Source organism: Lysinibacillus antri (genome assembly GCF_003977595.1).
Taxonomy (GTDB): Bacteria; Bacillota; Bacilli; order Bacillales_A; family Planococcaceae; genus Ureibacillus; species Ureibacillus antri.
Window position 1 is genome coordinate 26,919 of record NZ_RYYR01000021.1, and the last position, 22,289, is coordinate 49,207.

19 protein-coding genes are annotated in these 22,289 nt (G+C 35.1%); 11 read left to right on the plus strand and 8 right to left on the minus strand.

Features of this window, described 5'->3' with window-relative positions; translation table 11 throughout:
* The first annotated feature begins 159 nt into the window (after positions 1 to 159).
* Positions 160 to 597 carry a GNAT family N-acetyltransferase gene (locus EK386_RS14215; protein ID WP_126659844.1) on the plus strand — a complete coding sequence of 146 codons (438 nt, stop codon included), beginning with the start codon at positions 160 to 162 and terminating at the stop codon, positions 595 to 597.
* Between the two features lie 238 nt (positions 598 to 835).
* Here EK386_RS14215 and EK386_RS14220 read toward each other — a convergent pair whose 3' ends face one another.
* Positions 836 to 2,683, minus strand: coding sequence for an SLC13 family permease (locus tag EK386_RS14220; RefSeq protein ID WP_126659845.1), 1,848 nt, complete (start codon positions 2,681 to 2,683; stop codon positions 836 to 838).
* Positions 2,684 to 3,131: 448 nt separating this feature from the next.
* Here EK386_RS14220 and EK386_RS14225 point away from each other — a divergent pair, with 448 nt between their 5' ends.
* Positions 3,132 to 4,628, plus strand: a complete 1,497-nt coding sequence (locus EK386_RS14225; protein ID WP_126659846.1) for a catalase — start codon at positions 3,132 to 3,134, stop codon at positions 4,626 to 4,628.
* Between the two features lie 185 nt (positions 4,629 to 4,813).
* Here the strand turns inward: EK386_RS14225 and EK386_RS14230 are convergent, their stop codons facing one another.
* Positions 4,814 to 5,743, minus strand: a complete 930-nt coding sequence (locus tag EK386_RS14230; RefSeq protein WP_126659847.1) for an AEC family transporter — start codon at positions 5,741 to 5,743, stop codon at positions 4,814 to 4,816.
* Between the two features lie 116 nt (positions 5,744 to 5,859).
* Here EK386_RS14230 and EK386_RS14235 point away from each other — a divergent pair, with 116 nt between their 5' ends.
* Together EK386_RS14235 and EK386_RS14240 are read left to right on the plus strand one after the other, a co-directional pair.
* On the plus strand, positions 5,860 to 6,048 hold the full coding sequence (locus tag EK386_RS14235) for a hypothetical protein (RefSeq protein ID WP_126659848.1): 189 nt from the start codon (positions 5,860 to 5,862) through the stop codon (positions 6,046 to 6,048).
* A 252-nt stretch (positions 6,049 to 6,300) separates the two neighbouring features.
* Positions 6,301 to 7,758, plus strand: a complete 1,458-nt coding sequence (locus EK386_RS14240; protein ID WP_126659849.1) for a hypothetical protein — start codon at positions 6,301 to 6,303, stop codon at positions 7,756 to 7,758.
* On the opposite strand, the gene EK386_RS14245 is transcribed toward EK386_RS14240, so the two are convergent.
* The 3 genes from EK386_RS14245 to EK386_RS14255 form a co-directional block, all read right to left on the minus strand.
* A complete protein-coding gene (locus EK386_RS14245) occupies positions 7,755 to 8,333 on the minus strand; it encodes a hypothetical protein (protein ID WP_126659850.1) in 579 nt (192 codons plus the stop codon). The genes EK386_RS14240 and EK386_RS14245 overlap by 4 nt on opposite strands.
* Before the next feature lie 287 nt (positions 8,334 to 8,620).
* Entirely contained in the window at positions 8,621 to 9,802 is a 1,182-nt protein-coding gene (locus tag EK386_RS14250; RefSeq protein WP_126659851.1) for a CaiB/BaiF CoA transferase family protein, read from the minus strand.
* Between the two features lie 238 nt (positions 9,803 to 10,040).
* A complete protein-coding gene (locus EK386_RS14255; RefSeq protein WP_246027680.1) occupies positions 10,041 to 11,336 on the minus strand; it encodes an acetamidase/formamidase family protein in 1,296 nt (431 codons plus the stop codon).
* 530 nt (positions 11,337 to 11,866) lie between these two features.
* On the opposite strand from EK386_RS14255, the gene nhaC reads away from it, so the two are divergent.
* The gene (gene nhaC / locus EK386_RS14260) at positions 11,867 to 13,318 is read left to right on the plus strand and encodes a Na+/H+ antiporter NhaC (RefSeq protein WP_126659853.1); all 1,452 of its coding nucleotides are present in this window, start codon (positions 11,867 to 11,869) and stop codon (positions 13,316 to 13,318) included.
* A 164-nt stretch (positions 13,319 to 13,482) separates the two neighbouring features.
* On the opposite strand, the gene EK386_RS14265 is transcribed toward nhaC, so the two are convergent.
* Positions 13,483 to 14,727 carry a transcriptional regulator gene (locus EK386_RS14265; RefSeq protein WP_126659854.1) on the minus strand — a complete coding sequence of 415 codons (1,245 nt, stop codon included), beginning with the start codon at positions 14,725 to 14,727 and terminating at the stop codon, positions 13,483 to 13,485.
* 134 nt (positions 14,728 to 14,861) lie between these two features.
* The gene (locus EK386_RS14270) at positions 14,862 to 15,161 is read right to left on the minus strand and encodes a DUF6509 family protein (protein WP_126659855.1); all 300 of its coding nucleotides are present in this window, start codon (positions 15,159 to 15,161) and stop codon (positions 14,862 to 14,864) included.
* Positions 15,162 to 15,315: 154 nt separating this feature from the next.
* Between EK386_RS14270 and EK386_RS14275 the strand changes: the two genes are divergently transcribed.
* The 6 genes from EK386_RS14275 to EK386_RS14300 all read left to right on the plus strand — a co-directional run bounded on the left by EK386_RS14275 (position 15,316) and on the right by EK386_RS14300 (position 21,213).
* On the plus strand, positions 15,316 to 16,500 hold the full coding sequence (locus tag EK386_RS14275) for an alanyl-tRNA editing protein (protein ID WP_126659856.1): 1,185 nt from the start codon (positions 15,316 to 15,318) through the stop codon (positions 16,498 to 16,500).
* 551 nt (positions 16,501 to 17,051) lie between these two features.
* A complete protein-coding gene (locus EK386_RS14280; RefSeq protein ID WP_126659857.1) occupies positions 17,052 to 17,996 on the plus strand; it encodes an ABC transporter ATP-binding protein in 945 nt (314 codons plus the stop codon).
* A complete protein-coding gene (locus tag EK386_RS14285; RefSeq protein ID WP_246027678.1) occupies positions 17,993 to 18,748 on the plus strand; it encodes an ABC transporter permease in 756 nt (251 codons plus the stop codon). Before EK386_RS14280 ends, EK386_RS14285 begins: the two co-directional genes overlap by 4 nt.
* Positions 18,749 to 18,772: 24 nt before the next feature.
* Positions 18,773 to 19,303, plus strand: a complete 531-nt coding sequence (locus EK386_RS14290; protein WP_126659858.1) for a hypothetical protein — start codon at positions 18,773 to 18,775, stop codon at positions 19,301 to 19,303.
* A 408-nt stretch (positions 19,304 to 19,711) separates the two neighbouring features.
* Complete coding sequence (locus EK386_RS14295) at positions 19,712 to 19,897, plus strand: hypothetical protein (protein ID WP_126659859.1); 186 nt, start codon at positions 19,712 to 19,714, stop codon at positions 19,895 to 19,897.
* 11 nt (positions 19,898 to 19,908) lie between these two features.
* A complete protein-coding gene (locus tag EK386_RS14300) occupies positions 19,909 to 21,213 on the plus strand; it encodes a PD-(D/E)XK nuclease family protein (protein WP_126659860.1) in 1,305 nt (434 codons plus the stop codon).
* A 197-nt stretch (positions 21,214 to 21,410) separates the two neighbouring features.
* Here EK386_RS14300 and EK386_RS14305 read toward each other — a convergent pair whose 3' ends face one another.
* Entirely contained in the window at positions 21,411 to 22,289 is an 879-nt protein-coding gene (locus EK386_RS14305; RefSeq protein WP_126659861.1) for a LysR family transcriptional regulator, read from the minus strand.

Consider the following 22,289-nt stretch of genomic DNA (forward strand, 5'->3'; position numbering starts at 1 on the left):
ATAATTGTATAGTATAGATGAAATGTTAAAATTTTACTTGTCCAACTAACAGGGTAGGTTAGTACAAGAAGAATTCAATTTAATTATAGTCTTTAGAAAAGAATTATTGAGATATTATGCGAAACTGAATAAAAAGAGATTAAAGGACTGATTCAATTAATGGATATTAGAAAACCTAATGATTTTGAACTAGAAAAGGTGTTATCACTTTCTCCACAAGCTGTTTTTGATGGCACATTGGGTGAAGTAGAACCTACGAAAGAAAAAATTGACCAACTTGTTAAACCACTTTTAGAAAAGGGTAGCTATTATTTAATAGCAACAGAAGGAGAAAAATTATTGGGATGGATTCTTATAGGGAAAAGCAAGGACCAATTTACTGATATTATGAATGGATTTATTTACGAATTATTTGTATTAAAAGAATTTAGAGGTAATGGGATTTCCAAGCTGTTAATGCAAGCTGGTATTGACCATCTAAAAAAAGATGGTTACTCAGAAATCCGTTTAAGTGCATTTGCAGGGAATCATGCAATTAAATTGTATGAAAAAATGGGATTTGGCATTAGAACAGTTACTATGAGTTTACAGTTATAAAAAACTAACTTATTCCACTAACGGGGCTGTAGTTCAATATCAGAATCTCTAACAATGATAAAAGGACGTAGTTTGTTTAAAACAAGCTATGTCCTTTTACTTTGTTAAATAGATTGCTAATTACAAGGTCAATTGCTGTGCTAATTTACATGTCAATTTTGATGCTAATTTAAATGCTATTTCGTATGTTTGTACCACTGAACTGAACGAGTTAGTCAAAGGAAACTATCTTTTTAATTTAAAATGGATAAATGAGTGGAATGACCACCATCATGACAACAAACATAACGATTTGTAATGGTACGCCTACTCGTACAAAATCCATAAATTTATAGCCACCAGCCGTTAATACTAAAGAATTGGTTGGCGAGGCAATTGGTGTTGCAAAGGCCATTCCTGCTGCAGCCGCAACTGCAATCATGTAGGTGGAAGGATTTGCATTCATTAAAAGTGCTGCATTTAATGCAATTGGTGCAAATAATACCGCAGTCGCTGTATTACTTACAAATTGACCAAAAATAATCGTAATTAAGTAGATCCCTATTAATACACCATAGGGGCCAAATCTACCGAGTGTTTCAATAATCCCATCGGAAAGAAGCGTCATTCCACCTGTTTTTTGGAGAGCTGTTGCCATTGGGAGCATTGCAGCTACTAGCACAATACTTTCAAAATTAATTTTTCCGTAAGCATCATCCATATTTCGCAAGCACCCTGTGATGATCATTAGAACAGCACCGATTAAAACCGCAATCACCGCATCAAACACTTCAAACACCATTAACCCCACCATTAGTAGTAGAACTATTCCAGCAAGTGGTGCTTTCCCAGTAGCTGCTGCTAAACCTGCATGTTCTTTTGGTTGACCGACAACAACGACATCATGGGTTTCCTTTGATAAAAGATCAATTTCATCCCAAGAACCTTGTACTAAAATGGCGTCCCCAAAACGTAATTTTTTAGAGGCCATATTTTCTAATAAATACTCCCCTTTTTGGTTAATCCCTAAAATATTCAAATTGTACTTTTCACGAAATCCTATATTGCTAACAGTTGCTCCAATTAAACGCGATTGGGGTGTTAACAATACTTCTGCAACACCAATTTGTTTAGAAATTAAAACACCTGCATCTTCTTCAGTAATCGTTTTAATATCCAACCCATATTCTTCTACAAACTTTAAAACATCTTGCTTATCTCCTTGGACGTACAACTCATCTTCAGGGTGGATAATACTCGATGGACCTGCCATTTCTTGATAGGTTACAGGCATTAATTTTCTGCCATCCGGTTGATGACGATGAATATTCATAATATATATTTGATATTTTGCAGGGAGCTTTAAATCCGCTAATGGCCGATCAATAATCGTTGAGGTTTCCGGTACATTAATCAAAAATAAACGGTCATTCAAATGGTAGTTTTGTACAATTTTTTTAGGAGACAATTTGTAACCTGCATCCGTATTAATACGACTCTTTTCGTTAGGTAGTAATTTATTGCGAACAATGACTAAATAAATAATTACAGTAATCGTTGCAATAATTCCTATTGGGGTAATAGAAAAAAAGCCTAACTTATCAAAACCATTATCCACTAATGTTTGGCTGACGATTAAATTGGTTGGTGATGCAATTAAAGTCATAAGCCCTGACATACTCGCTATATATGAAAGTGGGAGTAAAAATTTTGATGGACTTACCTGAATGCTCATGGCAATACTCACAACAATCGGAAGCATTAAAGCAACCGTACCCGTATTACTCATAAATGCCCCGACTGTTGCAACGATAATAAGAAGTAATACAAATAATTTTAATTCATTATCACCCGACCATTTTAATAGTAGCTTTCCTGCCATCCCTGCTAATCCTGTTCTTAATAATCCGGCACCTACTACAAATAACGCCGCAATCATAATAACAACCGAATTTGAAAAACCGGCTAACGCTTCGGCTGGTGTTAAAATTCCAACCACTACAAATGCAAGCAAAGCAAGTAAAGCAACAAGATCTCCCCTCACTTTATTTGTAACGAACATTAGTATCGTAATTCCTAAAATAATAAAAGTTAGTGTTAATTCCAATTTTACTAAGTCCTTTCTATTTCATCACTTCAATTACTTTCGGTATAAGTTCTATATTCTTAATTGTTTCCCCATTTTCTTAATAAACATTTAACACTTTCATTTTCAATTATAATAGCATTTTTTCAATAAGAGTCTTTTTTATATGAAAGAATAAGTATTTTTTCATATAATATTTTTATAAAATTTAATAAATCTATTGTATTTTAAGTTTGAAATTTATTTCCCTCATTTAAAAGGAATGCAGATATTATGCGACATTACAACACATTTCGACATTTCTACATTTAAAACACATTTGTAATTAGCCCTATTAATAACCTTAAAACTATGAAAACCTACAAAAAGAAAAATTTCTTAAAAAGAATCATTATAATTTAGTAGAAATTATGATTTAGATTTGTTATAGTTACTTATGAAGAGTTTTTCATTTATAGGAGGTAATACAATGACTAATGATAAAAGCCGTCGTTTTACAACAGCTGGTGGTGCTCCAGTAGTAAGTAACCATGACTCGATGTCTGCTGGAAAACGTGGACCACTTTTACTTCAAGACGTTTGGTTAGTAGAAAAATTAGCAAACTTTAATCGTGAAGTTATTCCTGAACGTCGTATGCACGCAAAAGGTTCTGGTGCATTTGGTACTTTTACTGTAACTCATGATATTACAAAATATACTAAAGCAAAAATTTTCTCTGAAGTTGGTAAACAAACACCTTTAGTAGCTCGTTTCTCAACAGTAGCTGGTGAACGTGGTGCAGCAGACGCTGAACGCGATATTCGCGGTTTCTCACTAAAATTCTACACAGAGGAAGGTAACTGGGACTTAGTAGGTAACAATACACCTGTATTCTTCTTCCGTGATCCTTTACATTTCACAGACTTAAACCATGTTGTAAAACGTGACCCACGCACAAATATGCATAACGCAAATAGCAACTGGGATTTCTGGACTTCATTACCAGAGGCATTACACCAAGTAACAATCGTAATGAGTGATCGTGGTATTCCAACTGGTTACCGAAATATGCATGGATTCGGTTCTCACACATATAGCTTCATCAACGCTGAAAATGAGCGCGTATGGGTGAAATTCCACTTCCGTACAGAACAAGGTATTAAAAACTTAACAGAGGCTGAAGCAGCAGAAGTAATCGGTAAAGACCGTGAATCTTCTCAACGTGACCTTTACGAAGCAATTGAAAAAGGCGACTTCCCTAAATGGAAAATGTACATCCAAGTGATGACAGAAGAACAAGCAAAACAATTACCATACAATCCATTTGACTTAACAAAAGTTTGGTACAAAAAAGACTTCCCACTGATTCCAGTTGGTGAATTTGAATTAAACAAAAACCCTGATAACTACTTTGCAGAAATTGAACAAGCTGCATTCGCTCCTTCAAACATTGTACCTGGTATTAGCTTCTCACCTGACCGTATGTTACAAGCGCGCATCTTTGCTTATGCAGATGCACAACGCTATCGTTTAGGTGTAAACCATTACTTATTACCAGTAAACGCTCCTAAATGCCCATTCCGTTCATTCCACCGCGATGGTGCAATGCGCTTTGATGGCAACTTAGGAAGCACGTTAAGCTACGAACCAAATAGCTATGGTGAATGGGAACACAACCCAGAATTAAAAGAGCCTGTATTAGAGCTTGATGGTGGCGCTGGCATCTATGACTTCCGTGAAGATGACAACAATTACTTCGAACAACCAGGTAAATTATTTAACTTAATGACAGCAGAAGAAAAACAACGTCTATTCGACAATACTGCTGCAAACTTACAAGGTGTTGAAGAGTTTATCCAACGTCGTCACATCTTACACTGCTACTTAGCTGATCCAGCATATGGTGAAGGTGTAGCAAAAGCTCTTGGTCTAACTTTAGATGGTATGGACCTTTCAAACCCTTACCTTGCAAAAGTAGGTCAATAATTTACTAGTCTCATAGTTTGAGCTTTAACTTGTTGTAAAGTTACATCATTGATATCCAATCCAAGCGCCTTGTATTTCGACACACGAATCGGAATACAAGGCGTTTTTTCTTTTCTCCCCTCCCCTTACACAAACCATATAAAAAACTCCAAAACCATCCTCTTCGTAGTTTTGGAGTCTCTTTATTAAACAAATAATATTGTTGAAAAGTAGATCACAACGGTTACTGTAATACAACTTACAATTGTCGAAAATAAAACGGTTTGTGCCGCTGTATTGGAGTCAACATCATACTCTAACGCTAGGCTGGAACTATTTCTTGATGTAGGAAAGGCACTCGCAATAAACAATGATTGTGCCACAATGCCATCAATCCCTAACAGATAAATAATCGCCAATGCTGCTAATGGGCCTACCACTAATCTAGTAAAACAACTAACTAAAATCGTTTTATTTAACATTGTTTTAATTTCAATTTGTGATAATTGTGCACCTAATGTAATTAACGCAACCGCAATAAATCCATCCGAAATATGATCCAGGGGAATTCGGATAGTTTGAGGGATCTCCACCTGTAGGACATTTAAAATAACCCCTAATATCAGACCATGGACAATGGGCATTTTTAAAAAATCTTTTACAATTTCCATTCCTGATTTTGTTGCCGAAATTAAATTATATAAGCCATACGTATAAGTTGTCATATTTTGAAAAATTACAAGAATCACTTGGATTGCTACCCCTATTGGCTGAGTGGCAAATACCATTTGAGCAACAGGTATTCCATAATTCCCAGAGTTAATTAGAACGACACTATTTTTAAAAACAGCAGATTCTAATCGGTTTAGACCTAGTATTTTTGCAATATAGTGACTAATGAGCATTTGACTCCCAATAAATAGTGTGATAAATATCGCTACTTGCCCTAGTACTGCCATTTGAATAGTTGTCTCATATATATTGAGAAAAACCGCCACTGGCATGAAGCAATATGTAATTAGTTGTGACATTGCTTTTAAATTAAACTGGAATTTCTTCTGCAATAAAACACCGAACAGTAATAATACTAAAATCGGTGCAACAATTTGGAAGAAAATCATTGATAGATAATTCATTTTTTCGTTCCTCTCACAAACTCTCTCTTAACTTATTTTCCATTATAGACTAAAATCTTTGCGATGGTTGCGCCATCTTGATAAGCTATAATTAGAAAATAATTCGAGGTACATAGATGAAAGATAAAAAAACGAAAAAACATCTTTATATTTGTCTATTTATATCTGTCCTTTTTACAATCAATCTTGTAAAAACTTATATGGACACTGGTGAACTACCTATTGGAAACACAATCTTTACTGTGGTCGTCTATATCGCCACGATTCTAGCTGCAATTACCTCTGTGGGAAGTCGTAAGAAATAATAGAAACGTCTGGTTAAGAAATGGTTCTTTTCAGACGTTTTTTAATTTATCAATTACGCCTTGGCGTAATTGCGTCCGGATTTTGAATTGTGCTTGCACAATTCACTTCTTACAAAATCGCATGACTCCGCCTAGGGCTCGATCTTCATTCAGCTAATAGTTATTTGCTGAATGAAGATAAAATTTAGATTCAACCTTATCAGAAAATTTGTTATATTCTTTGTAGGATTTTCTTTATAGGGAGGCTAATACATGTTAAAGATTGACGAACAACTTCTTGCAAAAACAAAAGGGAACGTTGGACAAGTTCTTGAGGATGCCATTCAAGCGTTATTCCCAACCGACAAAGAAATGGATTCTAGCATGTATGGCGCTATGTTAAAATTAGATTCTATTTTAATTAGTAAAGAACAGGCTCAAAATATGATCTATTCAACTGTTTTGCAATACTGGGGAGATGTAGATTTGTTGTTACATTCAGTGCTCCAATCCACAACAATTGATTTAGAAAACGCTAACGAACGGTTGCACACTTTTCTTTCCTCTAGTCATGGTAAAAAATCGATTTTTGATTACTTACTCATTCATAATGACTTTCAATTTGAAAATTTAATAGGTTTAGTCTTTGGGAAAGATATTAAAATCCATATACCTGTTGGTGGACTACATAAAATTTATTTGTATCAAATCGGCAAAAAGTTTCTTTTACATACCATCTATAACAAGCGAAATGAATTTTGGAATCTGCTATTTACGAAAAAAATCTACTCTGTCTTTTTACAAGCACCATTAGATTCAATCCAAGATGCTACCCATTTAATACAACAGTTTAAAATCATCCTTCAACAACACCATACATTAAATCAATCTGTTGTCCTTACAAATGAATTAATCCAAAGAGTCGATCATGAAAATATTCGCTCTTATCAATTAAAAGAATTGCATTTGTTCAATTTAATTACGCACTTTAACGGTGGAAAACGACATTATCGAAAAATAAAACCACTAATAGAAGAGATTTTTGCATCATGGGGAAAAGGAAAATGGGCATTATCGGAAAAGGAAAATACACTATTAACCTATATATTGGCGGTAAATGCTTCGAAAGAAAAGGAAACTGAGAAAGTAATCGAGTATGGAAAGTATTTAATCAATAAAGATCGGCTTATTAACCACTCTATTGAATTACTCGTAGAATATAGCGATGTTTTACCAAGTCTAAAGCCTGAACCTGCTACATTAGTAAAACGGTATAATAAAAATTATTTAGAAAAAATATTTTACCTATTAATTGAGGCACTTATACAGAAGCAGCAGTTTCATGAAGTCATTACGCTTCTAAAGAAATATGATATTGCCTCTTGTATTAGTATATATGAGTATTTTAATGCCCAACATTTCGATCAAGATTTACTGCATCGAATTGAAGCTACTGTCCAACGAGATATCGCCTATATTGTCCATAATTCTCCACAATATGTCCTTCAATCAGTGGAAGTATGGATTAACAATTATCAGAATGAAAAAAGCCCATATTTTGAAATTGCTCGTGAAACGTCCAAGCATGTATGTAATTTATTAAAAGCACTTTTCGCAACGGAACAATATGAGCTTTTTGAAAAACTAATGGAAGTCTATAAAAAATATCTCAATTTAGACGACCATTTTGAAGAGTTGAGATATTTTGTTTCTCTATTTGTTAAAAATTAAGCGATATATTGAATTGTGGAGACCGGCATTTTCTCCAAAGGTTTTGTTTGATAAATATGCGTATAATTTTTGACATCGCCTATATAGCGCAATTGCATATAGGGTAGCTTTGCAAAGTCAGTAGGTTTCATAAAGTATGGGCATTTTCCACATAGGGAGAGCCCTACTCGTTCAAATAAGGTTGCAATAAATTGAGAGCAGAAAAAGGCGTTATCTCGTCTCAACTTTAAGCGGCACGCAACCCCAAACAAACCAATAAAATTATACTTATATTCATGTTTATTAATTTCATAATGTTCCACTATGTTTTTTAATAAACTAAATTGTTCTTCTGATACAGGGCATGCATATACTGCACAATTTGCATCTTTTAATAATTTAGAGGCTGGATTCTCATGGACAAACCCACCGATAAAGGGATTATTTTCCCTTTTCCTCCCGAAGCTATACATTTTACGTAACTCTTTATCAAATGAAATCGACACATGGTTAAAATTTTCCTGTGTATATAATTGAATTGCTTTTGATAACAGAGAGCCAGTCTCCGTTAGTACTATATAAACGACCTTACTCATCTTCATCACTCCCAAAAACCAATTACATATTTAAATCACATCATAACAATAATTTATGAAGATATCCCTTATAAAAATATAAAGATTATCTTAATATTTGACGGATATATATGGAAATACGTTTCAAGATATGAATAAGTTTCATTAGAAAAACACAATTTGTTGCCACTATGCAACAAATTGATGTCTTTTCTTATGCGGATATCCATAAAACTTATACTACTTATCCGCGAAAAAAATGCATCTCCTTATAAAAAGAGACGCATTTCCCTATGAAGAACCGCTATTTATTCTAATATTCCTTTTTCCTTTAATGCTTGAATTCCTTCTGTTGTATAGCCTGCTTGCTTTAATATTTCTTCTGTATGCTCCCCTAGTTTTGCTCCTACAAAGTTATAAGTAGGCTCAACTTGGTCAAATTTGATAGCCGCACCGATTTGTTTTTGAACATTTCCATTACTGTCTGGAACATCCACAATCATATTTCTTGCTGCAATTTGCGGATGATCGCATGCTTCCTTAAATGTTAATACAGGTTCGACACAACCATGGAAGTCCTCATTAAAGATATCTAACCATTCCTCGAAGGTTTTTGCTAAAAAGGCATCTTTGACCGCTTCCTTAAAACGCTTTTGTGTGTAAGCGGAATCATTAAATGTACTTTGAATAAGCTCCGGAATGTCTAATGCTTCACAAAGTTGTTTACGAAAATGTGGTTCTAGACTTCCTACAGAAAAATATCGGTCATCTTTTGTTTTGTAATAGTCATAGAAAGTACCGCCATTTAATATTTCTTCTTCTGCTTCTGGTAAATGGCCGCTCGTTAAGTACGTTGTTCCATATAAAGCATTCATTGTGAAAACAGCATCTACCATCGAAACATCAATATATTTCCCTTCACCTGTTTTTTCACGATGTAACGCTGCAGCGAGTACCCCTACTGCTGCATGTAACGAACCTCCTGCAATATCAGCCACTTGGAAACCCATTGCAACCGGCTTTTTCCCTTTTAGTCGAGAATAATCCAATACACCCGCTACCGATAAATAATTGTTATCATGTCCAGGACGATCTTGATAAGGCCCTGTTTGACCATACCCTGTAATAGAACAATAGATTAGTCGTGGATTTACCTCTTTTAATGCCTCGTAATCTAGACCTAAACGTTTCATCACTCCGGGTCGAAATCCTTCTATTACGATGTCGTACTCTTGAATTAAAGACTTAATGACTTCAACGGCTTCTGGCTTTTTAATATTTAAGCTAAGTGATTTTTTTGACCGATTGATATGTTGATGAATGTAAGATTCCCGTTCGTGATCGTATGGCGGCATAATTCGCATAAAATCTACGCGACGTTCAGACTCAATATGAATGATATCTGCTCCATAATCTGCAAACATCTTAGTTGTTAATGAACCTGGTAGCATTGATGAAAAATCAAGAATTTTTAACCCCTTTAAAATCATTTTCCCATCCCCTTTGACAAAGAAATTTGCATACATGAAAAATTTATTAAATACTCTGTATTAATACAGTTTATAATATGTTATTCAGTATTATAACAGTTGTTCATATGAAATTGTAGAATTAAATATCATTATATTAGAAATTATCAGAAAATTATATGGAGAAAATAAGAAATATATGATAATAGAAAAGGAGACATCCGAAAAGTGAATTTTTGGACGTCTCCACAAACATTTTTTAATTATATTTATTTTTTACCAGTTTATAAATACGCGCCTTCTTCAAAATAGACTTTGGTACTTGTAACGTTACGGTTATTACCCCTGGATAACGCCCGATCTCTACACCACCAGAAATCGTTGCTCGATTTTTAACTTCATCTGACGTTAAATCAAGTAACTTTGAAGCTCGTGTAATTGCATTGTCTGTTGCACGGTTTAAATTCTCACCTGTACCCACAACCGAGATTGGGAATACCTCTTCAATTTGTTTTAGCCCAAACTCTTCTGCTAATTCTCTTGCTTTTCTTTTTTCTTCTTTTGAGAATGGTTTTGCAGTATACGGTAAGTCATCAACGTTCGGTAATAAAATTGGTCCATCTAACGGAACTTTTTTCAAGACACTTACCTTTAATTGCACGATGCCCGAAACATCCGTAGTATGCCCTGCAATTTCTCCATCCCCCTGCATTGCGTGCATATCCCCTATGTAGACTCCTCCACCAGGTACTTTTACTGGGCAAATTACCACTGCCCCTTCACGGACACGGTTAATATCCATATGTCCATCTGTTCGATGCATTTCTAGTTGTTCTTCTGTTAAAGCATATTCATGGGGCGCATTTAAAAGGGCTTGTCCAAAATCACCTGCATTATGAGAATCTGGCATTGCTATGGAAGGCATTGTCCCAAGTTGCCCTAAAAATGGTCTCATTCGGGCCATCACACCAATTAAATCTGTGGGCGCAAGTGTCACAACAGGTGTTTGGATAGACTGTTCGGGTATACGCATAAATTGCTTAGGATTTGAAGCAATTTTACGTGCCCCCTCTTTTCCAACAGTCACACCGACCTCCCCGTGTGGATGAAAGGCCATTGTATAGCCATTTGTTAAATCAAAAGGAGAGACTTCTGTATCACATGTGGCACATTTTATCGCTCCCTTGCCGATTCCACTTACAACAGTCTCTGGCTCCAATTTTCCACATCCAGGACATTTTACTTTAATAAATGGATCTCCAATAAAACGTTCTGGAAGTGGTTGATCTGTTCCTGATGATGTTGCCATAGAAGTCACCTGAATGGATTTAATCTCGATTACAATTGCATCTCCTACTTCTGCGCCTTCGATGTAAACGGGTTTTGTTACTTCATGACCTCCATGAATATTTGGTGTAATCATTGGCCCCCAACAGCCAGGTGCTGTATTAGCAATAATTGTACCACCATCTTTTAATGGTCCTAGCATTACCTTTGCAGGATCTAACACGCCATTTGTAAATTCATTGACAAAAATCGTTTCAACGGACTGTATCACTTCAGCATTGTTTTGCAATTCACTTGTGATTGGTGCTTCTTCCGTTAGTTCTTTTACTTGTACAGATTGAGTTTGTTTATGTATCATTTAATTTTCACTCTTTTCTGAATATATTAATCTAAGTATAGATAACTTGCTTCTATCTAACAAGAATATACACGATACAGATATAATTAATTGAAAAGATTTGATTGCACTCATTTTAAGTTTATTAATCTTTATTAAGAATTTGTAAAATAACCCTATTTCCACAATAAATAGAGTAAGATGAGGTTGAGCTATCATAGCTCCCTATATACGTGAAAATGCCCCAGCAACCGCACTTGGCTGCTGGGCATTTTGTTTTCCATCCAAATCTAACCGCGCAAAAATTCCATTCCTTAAGACTCAAATATTCTAACTATCATCCTAAAATTCTATTTTTTAAATATTGACACATTATATCAAAACTTATATTATTACACTAATAATATTAACGACTATTTAACGTCACAACTTACTAGGTTAAACAGAAATGGGGAATTCAGATGGGGGAAAAAAAGGAGTTAGCTAAAAAAGAAGTACCTTTATTTTGGGCATTATTACCTTTACTTATTATGGTTGCGACAATGATCGTAACTATCATTTATTTAGAACAGGGTCCACATATCCCCTTAATTATCGGTACTTCGATTGCAGCCCTTGTCGCTTGGAAACAAGGATTTAAGTGGTCAGAAATTGAAGAAATGATGTATAAGGGAATAAGACTAGCATTACCAGCTGTTGTTATCATTATTTTAGTAGGGATTATCATTGGTTCTTGGATCGGCGGCGGTGTTGTCGGTACAATGATTTATTATGGGTTACAAATCATCACACCTTCAATGTTTTTAGTAACAATCACACTTATTTGTATTGTTGTTTCGTTAGCTATCGGAAGTTCATGGTCGACAATGGGGACAATCGGTGTAGCGGGCATGGGAATTGGGTTAAGTATGGGAATTCCTGCTCCAATCATCGCAGGTGCAGTTATTTCTGGGGCTTATTTTGGCGATAAAATGTCACCGCTTTCAGATACGACAAACCTAGCATCTGGTTTAACTGGTACCGATTTATTTGTACATATTAAACATATGTTGTACACAACGATACCTGGGATTCTTATTGCTTTAGCGGTATATGGTATTATTGGCATGAACTATAAAGACGGTTCGATTGATACAGCGAGCATTCAACAAACAATCAATGCTCTTGAAGAAAGCTTTGTAATTTCACCATGGTTATTATTAATCCCTGTTGTAGTAATTGCACTCGTTGTGATGAAAGTACCTGCCATTCCAGCACTTGTCATTGGAGCTCTCTTAGGTACACTATCACAAGTATTTATTCAAGGTGATACGTTAGCAACTGCCATCGCTTCATTACAAAGCGGCTTTGTGATTGATACAGGAAATGAAATGGTGGATAACCTATTTAATCGTGGTGGATTAGATTCTATGATGTATACGGTTTCAATGACTCTTGTAGCGATGACATTTGGTGGAATACTAGAATACTCAGGTATGTTGCAATCGATTATGAACCAAATTTTAAAAGCAGCGAAATCTACAGGCTCTCTAGTTGCTTCAACAATTTTAGCTTGTTTCACAACAAATGCTACATGTTCGGAACAATATATTTCAATCGTTGTTCCAGCACGTATGTTTGCATCCACTTATCGCAAGAAAGGACTTAACTCGAAAAACCTTTCACGCGCATTAGAGGATGGCGGTACATTAACGTCTGTATTCATCCCATGGAACACTTGTGGCGTATTCATACTGGGTACATTAGGAGTAGGCGCATTTGAATATGCACCATATGCAGTGTTAAACTTCGTCGTTCCAATTATTTCAATTATTTACGCATTCACAGGCTTTACAATTCAAAAGTTAACGGAAGCTGAAATTGCTGAATTAAACAAAAAAGATGCAGAGTTACTAGCTGAAACTGCAAACTAAATGGATTAAAGGAGCCGTCCAAAAAGTCATTTTGGACGGCTCCTTTGCGACGAGGATAGTGACAATTTATTGTTACTACCGCAGGAGCACAGCTTTTTAGCGATATTTTATTATTAGAAGCGTAGATGTCCAGAAAGTGTAGTGCTTTCTGGACATCTCTTTTTTTATATAAACGTAGGGATGTTTAACTTATAAAGTGACCTTGGTCTTCCCTGCTGATAGGTCATTTCCTCACCAACAATTTTCGCATATTGATGATCGACTAACTTTTTTAAGATTCTCTCGGTCGTTCGTCTACTTACCTGTAAAAATCTTTCTAAATCATAGGCCGTAAACTCAATGGCTGGATGTGTACGACTAAATAGTAAGACTTTCGAAAGATTCGCCGGACTTAAAGCAGTTCGTTTTGCAATTTCTACTAATTTCGGTTCCTTTGTTCTGAGTTCGATTGATTTGTTTTGATGCGGGTATGGTCCCTTCAATTGTTTTTTCTCAGTAATAATATTGACCGAGTTTTCCTTCGTGAATTTCAAGGCATCTTTCGCATTTTGAGTGGCATCTTCTATACTTTTTCCATAGCCAAATGCCAATTTAAATGGCACTGCACTTAGCTGTTTCCACTCTTCATTCGTTAAGGAATTAACAACCCGTTCCACATCCCCCTGTGTCATATACATAATAAATTGGTTGTTTTTTACCTGTATTAATCTCGTCTTAAACAAGGTGCTAAATAGGAGCAATTCTTTACTTTGATCTATCGTATCTCCATTGAGCTGTATATACCCTATCGCGATTTTGGCGGACTGACTTTTTGCTAATAACGCCATATTTTTTGTATCAATAATCCCTTTTATAATTGAGCTCTTTGGATCGATCATTCGCACAACAGGGACATTTAACTGTTTTAGACTTTCGTAAACCGCATGTACACTCGTTATGGCTCTTGTAATTTTCTTTTGTTCATATAATTCATGATGGAAATGGATAATCTCTTTCATTTCCATTTTTGGATCTATCTTTAATAATTTAGGAATTGAAACAAAACCAATATCCTCTAGAACATTATGTATGATTTGCGGTTCAACTAAATCCATTGAGACTTCTTGAATAGTAGACAGCTCATCCCTTCTCATAATGGATAAAAGCGTTGTTGAAATGGCTGTTTCATCTTGGTGCAAATAATGTGATGGAATAGGTAAACTTTCACATATCTCCTTGGCATAGATATACGGTATTGAACCGGAAAAGAAAACTGCATCACATGGCTTTAATTCACGGACAAGATTTGCAGCCTGTTGTGGTTCGTTATATAAATAATAATCTAATTTAATAGAAGAAAGTTCTGATTCTATTGTTTGTACTCGTTGTGCAAACTCGGAAGAACAAATTACTGCAATATGAATAGTCATATCCCCACCCCTTTTTACGACTATTTAACGACAATGATTACTTTATCATAACATATTTATAAAATATTCTAAATTTTCAGTACTTAAAAATCAATAAAAAAATAGAAGCACACGAATATGCTCCTATCATTTTTTTATTCTGTTGCTTCACTTGCTAATTGTTCTTTACAAAAAGCTAATATCATTTCTTCTTCTTCATCTTCTAATCCAAAATCTAAATATTTGTTATCGGTTTTATCAATGAGGAAGTAATTTAATATCGTAGTTTCTTCTGGTGATTTTTGACCAACTAATACACGCACTTCAATACCTGCTTCTGTATAAAGCTCGTCTTCTTCATCTACTTCAACGTCTAGTAAAAATTCATACCGTTTGCCTTCAATAATGTTTGTTGGATCTTTTATTTCTTCCAATGAGAATTGTGTAATTTCCATCTTTTTTCTCCTTTATATTTCAATCGGAACATATTTCTATCTATAATAATAATGAAAAACATATCACGGTCAATCAAAAGCCTCTATTCAAGTTTCATGACATGTATCCCTATATATGCCAAAATAATCATACAATACTTAAAGGAGAAATTGGATGAAAGATTTATTTTATTATGTAAATTCAACGATGAAGGAATTTACAGCACAAGTGGTTTGCACTGGAATCGATAAAGAGCGACCATATGTTGTTCTTTCCAATACTGCCTTTTACCCAACTGGCGGCGGGCAACCTCATGATACTGGATGGATTAATAATGTGCCTGTTGTGGATGTTGAAAAAGTAAATGATGAAATTCGCCATTATATTGATGGTCCAACCAATTCGGTAAATGGTGAGGTTCACGGTAAACTCAACTGGGAACGCAGATTTGATCATATGCAGCAGCACTGCGGTCAACACATACTTACCGCTGCCTTTGTAGAGTTGTTTGACTTTGCTACAGTTAGTTTTCATCTTGGCAGTGAGCTTGTTACCATTGATTTGAATACAAATGCGATTACAGAGGAACAGCTTGCTCTTGCCGAACAACGCGCAAATGAAATCATTTTAGAAAATCGCCCTGTTGAAACAAAGTGGATCACAAAAGATGAACTGTCCCAGTATCCATTGCGAAAAGACGTTGCAGTGGAGGATGACATTCGCTTAGTAATTATCCCCGATTTTGATTACAACGGCTGTGGAGGAACGCACCCACCATCTACAGGACAGGTTAGTGCACTAAAAATAATGGGAACAGAAAAAATGAAGAAAAATATTCGTGTTCATTTTGTATGTGGTCAACGTGTACTAGACCAGCTAGATATGCGAAAAAAGGTTTTATCCGATGTTTCTCGTCAGTTAAGTGTTCCAGAAGAATATTCAGGGGAAGCTTTACGCAAGGTTTTAACGGACGTAAAGAAAGTAGAGAAAGCGCTTGATGAAGCACAAAATGTATTATTACAGGTTGAAGCAAAAGAGCTATTTGAAAAGAGTGTGAGTGGAATTGTTGCCGTTACTTTTGAAAATCGCACCATCCAAACATTGCAAAAGCTTGGCCGCGCAATTGTAGCACTCCATAGTGAAGTCATTGCTCTACTTGTAGCAGATAATGGGGATAAACTTCAATTTATTGCTGCACGTGGAGAGAATCAAGAAAAAAGCATGAAGGAGCTATCAAATGCCGTTCTTCCATTAATTAATGGTAAAGGTGGAGGAAGTGATTCCTTTGCACAAGGCGGAGGAGAGAAACTACTAGCTGCTACAGAATTGCTTGAACATATGAAAAAGCATTTCGTTTAAAAGCATGATGGAATGGCGATGGTTGGGCTTGTGAATCAGCACAGAAGTAACAAGATATATCATTAGCCAATAAATTAATGAAAGCATGTTTTGTGCCAGACGACAAAACATGCTTTTTTATATGTGTGCCAAGATTGAATATAATTCTAAGGCGCTTTCTTAATTAGGGACAACAAACTTCGATGTGAAATTCAATAAATTATAACGACTAATTTAACTTAATTTTAACCTTTGTGATATAGAATGGTCTGAGGTTAGGATGATTTATTCAGTTTTTAAATAATGATTCCTAGCTAAGTGTAAAACATTTCTATTTTTGCTGTGAATAAAGACATGCATAAAAGGGAGGTGTCCATAAATATGGAAATGGTTAGAGGAATTATTTCAGTACCAGCACCAGATCGTGGAGATAGAAAAATAGAAAGATAATCAAGGTTGTTTTTCTTATACTGTAATCCATAATATTTGTAAAATTCCACAGTATCAAAAAGGTCTGACATGATCAAGTCAGACCTTGAATTTTCTAAAAAATGAATGGAAGGTCCTCTACTATGGGTGAACGAATATATGAATTGGAACATGTTAGTTATTGTTATAAAAAAGCAGTACAGAAAGCAAATGATGATATTTCCTTCCCCATCTATAAAGGAGAGATCATTGGCATCTTAGGACCAAACGGCGCAGGGAAAACGACATTAATTAAACAAATGATGGGTCAATTAGCCCCTACATCAGGGACAATTAAGTTTCAAGGGCAAGATATCTTAAACGACACAAAACATCTATTAAAACAAGTCGCATACTATTCACAAGAAACCTTTGCCTTATCCTTTTTAAAAGTATGGGAATCTCTGTATTTTACTGGACGTTTAAGAGGACTGACACGAAATGAAGCGAAGTGTCAGACAGAGGGGATATTAGAGCGACTGGATATGAATGAATACCGACATACATTGCTAAAGAGCCTTTCTGGAGGACAAAGAAGGCTTATTGGTCTAGGTACAGCATTAATCGGACATGCATCCATAATGATTCTAGATGAACCAACGAACGAGTTAGATCCTTTAAAACGTAAATTAGTGTGGGAAATCATCCAAGAACAAAATCAAAAGGGTGTAACCATTATATTAGTAACCCATAATATTTTGGAAGCAGAAAAAGTCGTTCATCGAGTGGCAGTCATTAATCATGGGAAGCTTTTAGCGATCGACCATGTGACAAAACTTAAGGAAAGAGTCGATCAAAGAATGCGCTTGGAAGTCATTACCCAAGATGAATCGTCACTTCACATTCAAGAGCAACTTGGAGTTTTTGGAGAAATTGAAAGAATGGAAGATACGAAATTTCGTATATTAATTGAGAAGAAACAGGTGGCTAGCGCTATAGAGTCTATTCAAGATGATCGTTTTAACATTCGTCAATTTTCTTTGCTTCCACCTAGTTTAGAGGATGTATATTCTAAAATTCATGAGCAAAAGGTTGGAGAATGGTTATGAAAATGCATTCCGTCATTCATTTTTTTGTGGAATTATTTATTTTATTTCGTATCCAAATTTCAATCGTTCGCTATCAATTAATATGGATTTTAGGCATGGCGACCATGTTTCCAGTTGTTACTCTTTTATTCCTTGAATTTATCGTGGGAGATATGAATGCTGAAAAGCTAGCACGTATCATTATTGGGAATATGGTTTTTAGTATTTTGTTAATGGGAATGAACGTCTTAGCTCAAGACATTTCCCATCAAAAATTTGGTGGTTACTTTACTTATTATTCATCTTTACCCATCCGTAAAATCAATTTTATTCTGTCCTTGCTTTTTTATGGAATTTTAACTTCATTACCGTCCTTTATCATTGTATTTATATTAGGTCAACAAGTGTATGGGATTCAACTTCATTTTGAGTTGTTATTAATCCCAGTTACTTTTATCTCTATTTTTAGTGTAGTAGGAATTGGCGTCTCAATCGGTTTTTTATCACCCAATCCACAGTTTACAAATGTAGTGTCTCAGTTTTTATTAATGTTTGTCACGTTTATGACACCTGTTATGGTCAATTTAGATCAGCTTCCATCTATTTTACAGTGGATTTCTTATTTATTACCGACAACCTATGTGGCGAATGCATTACATGGGATGCTCACAGTTGGTTGGACTACCACAACGGGAAATGAATTGTTCATCTTGTTGATTTTCTCCTATATCTCGTATCTGATTATCAGTAAAAAAATTCATTGGCGTGTTTAATAATGAGTAAAAGGAGTTGTGAAAGTGAGACTACTTAAGTGCCAACAAGAAGAAGAATATGAAAGGTTTGTCTATTTTCTTTTGCAAAATCGTAATATGTTCGATGAAGCGTTTGGAGTAAGTTATTCATTATTCGATGCAATAGGAAGTCTGTACTTGATTCTTGGACAGGAGAATGTTTTGTTGATTTTAGATGAACAAGAAGAAATGATTGGATTCGCTTGCTATACATACGGTACGCGAGAAAATCAATTTGAAGATCAGCATATTGCTTTTGTAAATTGTGCTGTTTTAAAACCAAATTATCGAAGAAGTCGTGCCTTTTTATATTATTTTAAACAACTCACAAAACTGATGAAAGAGGAAAAGGATGATATAAAAGAGTTTCGCTTTTATGCATATCGCCATCACAATTATACCCAACGCTTATATCGCAAATTTGCAACTGTCATCGGCGAAATAGAAGATCAATTTGCAATAAAGGATATTTTCTCCGTAGAGTTTTCTCAATTATGTGAGTATCTTGAGCAATTTGACAAGAAGATAAGAGTGTAGGATGCTAGGCATTTAACAGGAGGTAGCTCAGTGATGGGTAATTACTGAGTTTTCCTTTTCAATATTGAAATTTAAATATATCAAGACATCCCTACGTAACTTTCAATACTACTTTACTCGTTGCAACTTGTTAATTTGTAATTTTACTACTTCTCAACATGCACTGTATTTATTGAACAACAAACACCAGCAGCTTATAAAATACTAAGTGTAGTACCATCTTAAAATCCACATTACTCTCCTCCAATAAACTAAATTCATATTTGAACTAAAAAACAACCTTTGTTTCCAATTGATTTTTAATAATTGTTAATTTACATGTTTTTTCATTTGAGATCAATTGTACATTATAATTAAATTTAGATATTTTCCCCATATAAACTTACTATATATTTTAGGAGCACCTATATGAATAAAAACAAATACCCAGAGTTTTGCCCGAACTGTGGGTCAGAAATGATTGAGGACGCTTGGGATTATATCGACTTTTTTCCGAATGGAGATATGCAAATACAAATTGTCGATCCTGCCTGGGTTTGTCGTAAATTTTGTGGGTACTATGTAAAAATCAAAGAAGACTTTTATCAATCTTAAAGGAGAATACTATGAATAAAAGTGAAACAATTATTGAACTTTTAGGTGAAGGAGGCAGTATCACTTTACATGGATTGCAAGTGAATAACGAATGGTTTTTTACACTAAACCGAAACGAACTCACTTTAAAAGAATCACTTGATGAAGATGTATCTCTTTATTTATCAAATTCAGGCTATGTAAAAGGATTTCAAGCCGGGATTGAACTGCTAGATCAATATCCTTGGACAAGGTTACATCCAGAAAATATTAACCCACATTTTGCAAAAGATCTTTATAAAGAAGTTACAAAACGAATTTCTGAGAGAGATCGAAATAGGTTATCTACTTGGAAGAAAGCTTTAGAAATTGCCATAAAAGAGAGCGAACTCAAAATTGAACGTCCAAATTTATTCCATTTTGCTACAAGTGAATTATCACAAGATGCTTTTTTATGTTGGTTAATGAGTTGGGCCCACCAAGATTATCAGGCTATAGACAAAAAATTGCATGTAGTAGCGGTGGATTTTATTAAGGAAATATTCACTTTACATAATAAATTCGCTCCGACAATAGAATCCATTCAGATTAGACAACAATTTAAAGGGCTTGATATTCTCGTAATAATCAATGATGAATACGCTATTTTAATAGAAGACAAAACTTACACTCAGGACCATTCAAATCAGTTAATACGCTATAGAGCAGAAATAGAAACAGCATATCCAAATTTAATTCAATTACCTATCTATTATAAAATTACAGATCAAGGCAGTTATAGTTCGGTTAAGAGTGCTGGCTATATCCCATTTAATCGCAGAAAAGCCTTGAAAGTTTTAGAAGATGGGATTCATAACGGTGTTCAGGATACAATTTTTATCGATTATTATAATCATTTGAAAAAAATCGAAAATGAAGTTACATCTTTTTGGAATACTCCAATAGAAAGTTGGCGTGCTCTTGCTTGGCAAGGGTTCTATCTAGAACTACAAAAAGAACTTCCCGGAGATTGGGATTATGTTTCTAATGCTTCAGGTGGTTTTTGGGGGTTCTGGTGGGATTCTTCAAAAGAACACTATTATTATCTACAACTTGAACAAACTAAGCTCTGTATAAAAATCGATGCTACAAATGCAGAAAACAAAGCAAAAGTAAGAAATGAAGCAATGGAGAAAGTTTTATCTGAATCGAAGGAACAAGATCTCTTCTTACAAAGACCTGCAAGACTAGGAAACGGTAGAACCATGACAATTGCTCAACGAATGGACTATATTCAAACAACCGAAGATGGATTAATTGATATGGAAAAAACAATTGCTGAATTGAAAAAATACTAAACCAAACCACCGAATTTTATAAATTACTTTTTTGATATTCTCAAGCAACCCAATAATTTCCATTTCCAAAAGTAATTAAACAAGGTTGTTCTATCTGAATGGGGGGACGCGTTGCAACCCGTCCCCTCTTATTTAATCCTTCTACAATTAAATAGAATAACTCTGGCCTCATCTAATGAGATTAAGCGTTAAGTTGCTCACTCGATTAAATTCTTTCTCAAATAGCGAATGAATGGATGATCGCTCCCATCCATTTTCCTCGTACAAATGTACAAACTTTGATTGACTTCCACCTGCTCCACAAATACTCGAGCAAGTCTTCCTTGTGCTAATGCCTCATCGACGCTGCAGGCTGGTGCAAGTGCCATTCCATAACCTGCCTCAACAACCTTGATCGATTCGAGTACGCCTTGCATTTGTATGCCGAACTTCGGTAACGGGCAATTATGGGTATAAAAAATCGCTTCTAATAAATCAAGTGTTGAACTGCCTCGTTCCCTGTAAATAAAATCATGCTCACTTAATTCAAAAATCGATATCTGTTTATCTGCTAAAGGATGTGTTGGATGGACAACGAACCAAAATGGAATATCCATTATTTTCTCGAAGTGTAAATCTTCATGACCAATGTTGCTTTGGACTACAAAGCCAAAATCCACTTCATAATTAAGGACACGGCGCTCAACAGACTGCACATTCCCTAACGACACATATACATCGACACCTGGATTTTCTAGTTTATAACCTGCAATGATTGGCGGTAAGATATAATTCGTCGATATGTAAGACGAAGCAATTTGCACTTTTTCCTGCTTTTCCAAAAAGATTTTAAACTTTTCATCAATTTGTTCTTCTAATTGAAACAAGCGTAATCCTTGCTCATAAAGAAATTCACCCTCGGATGTGAGCTGAATCCCTCTTCCCTTGCCAGTGATCAATTTGACTCCTAACTCCCGCTCGAGTTTTCGAATTTGAGCAGTGACAGCAGGTTGACTAATATGTAGTAAATTCGCAGCTTCGGTTATACTACCTAGTTTAGCAACATTCGTAAAAATCCGTAGCGTATGTAAATTCAT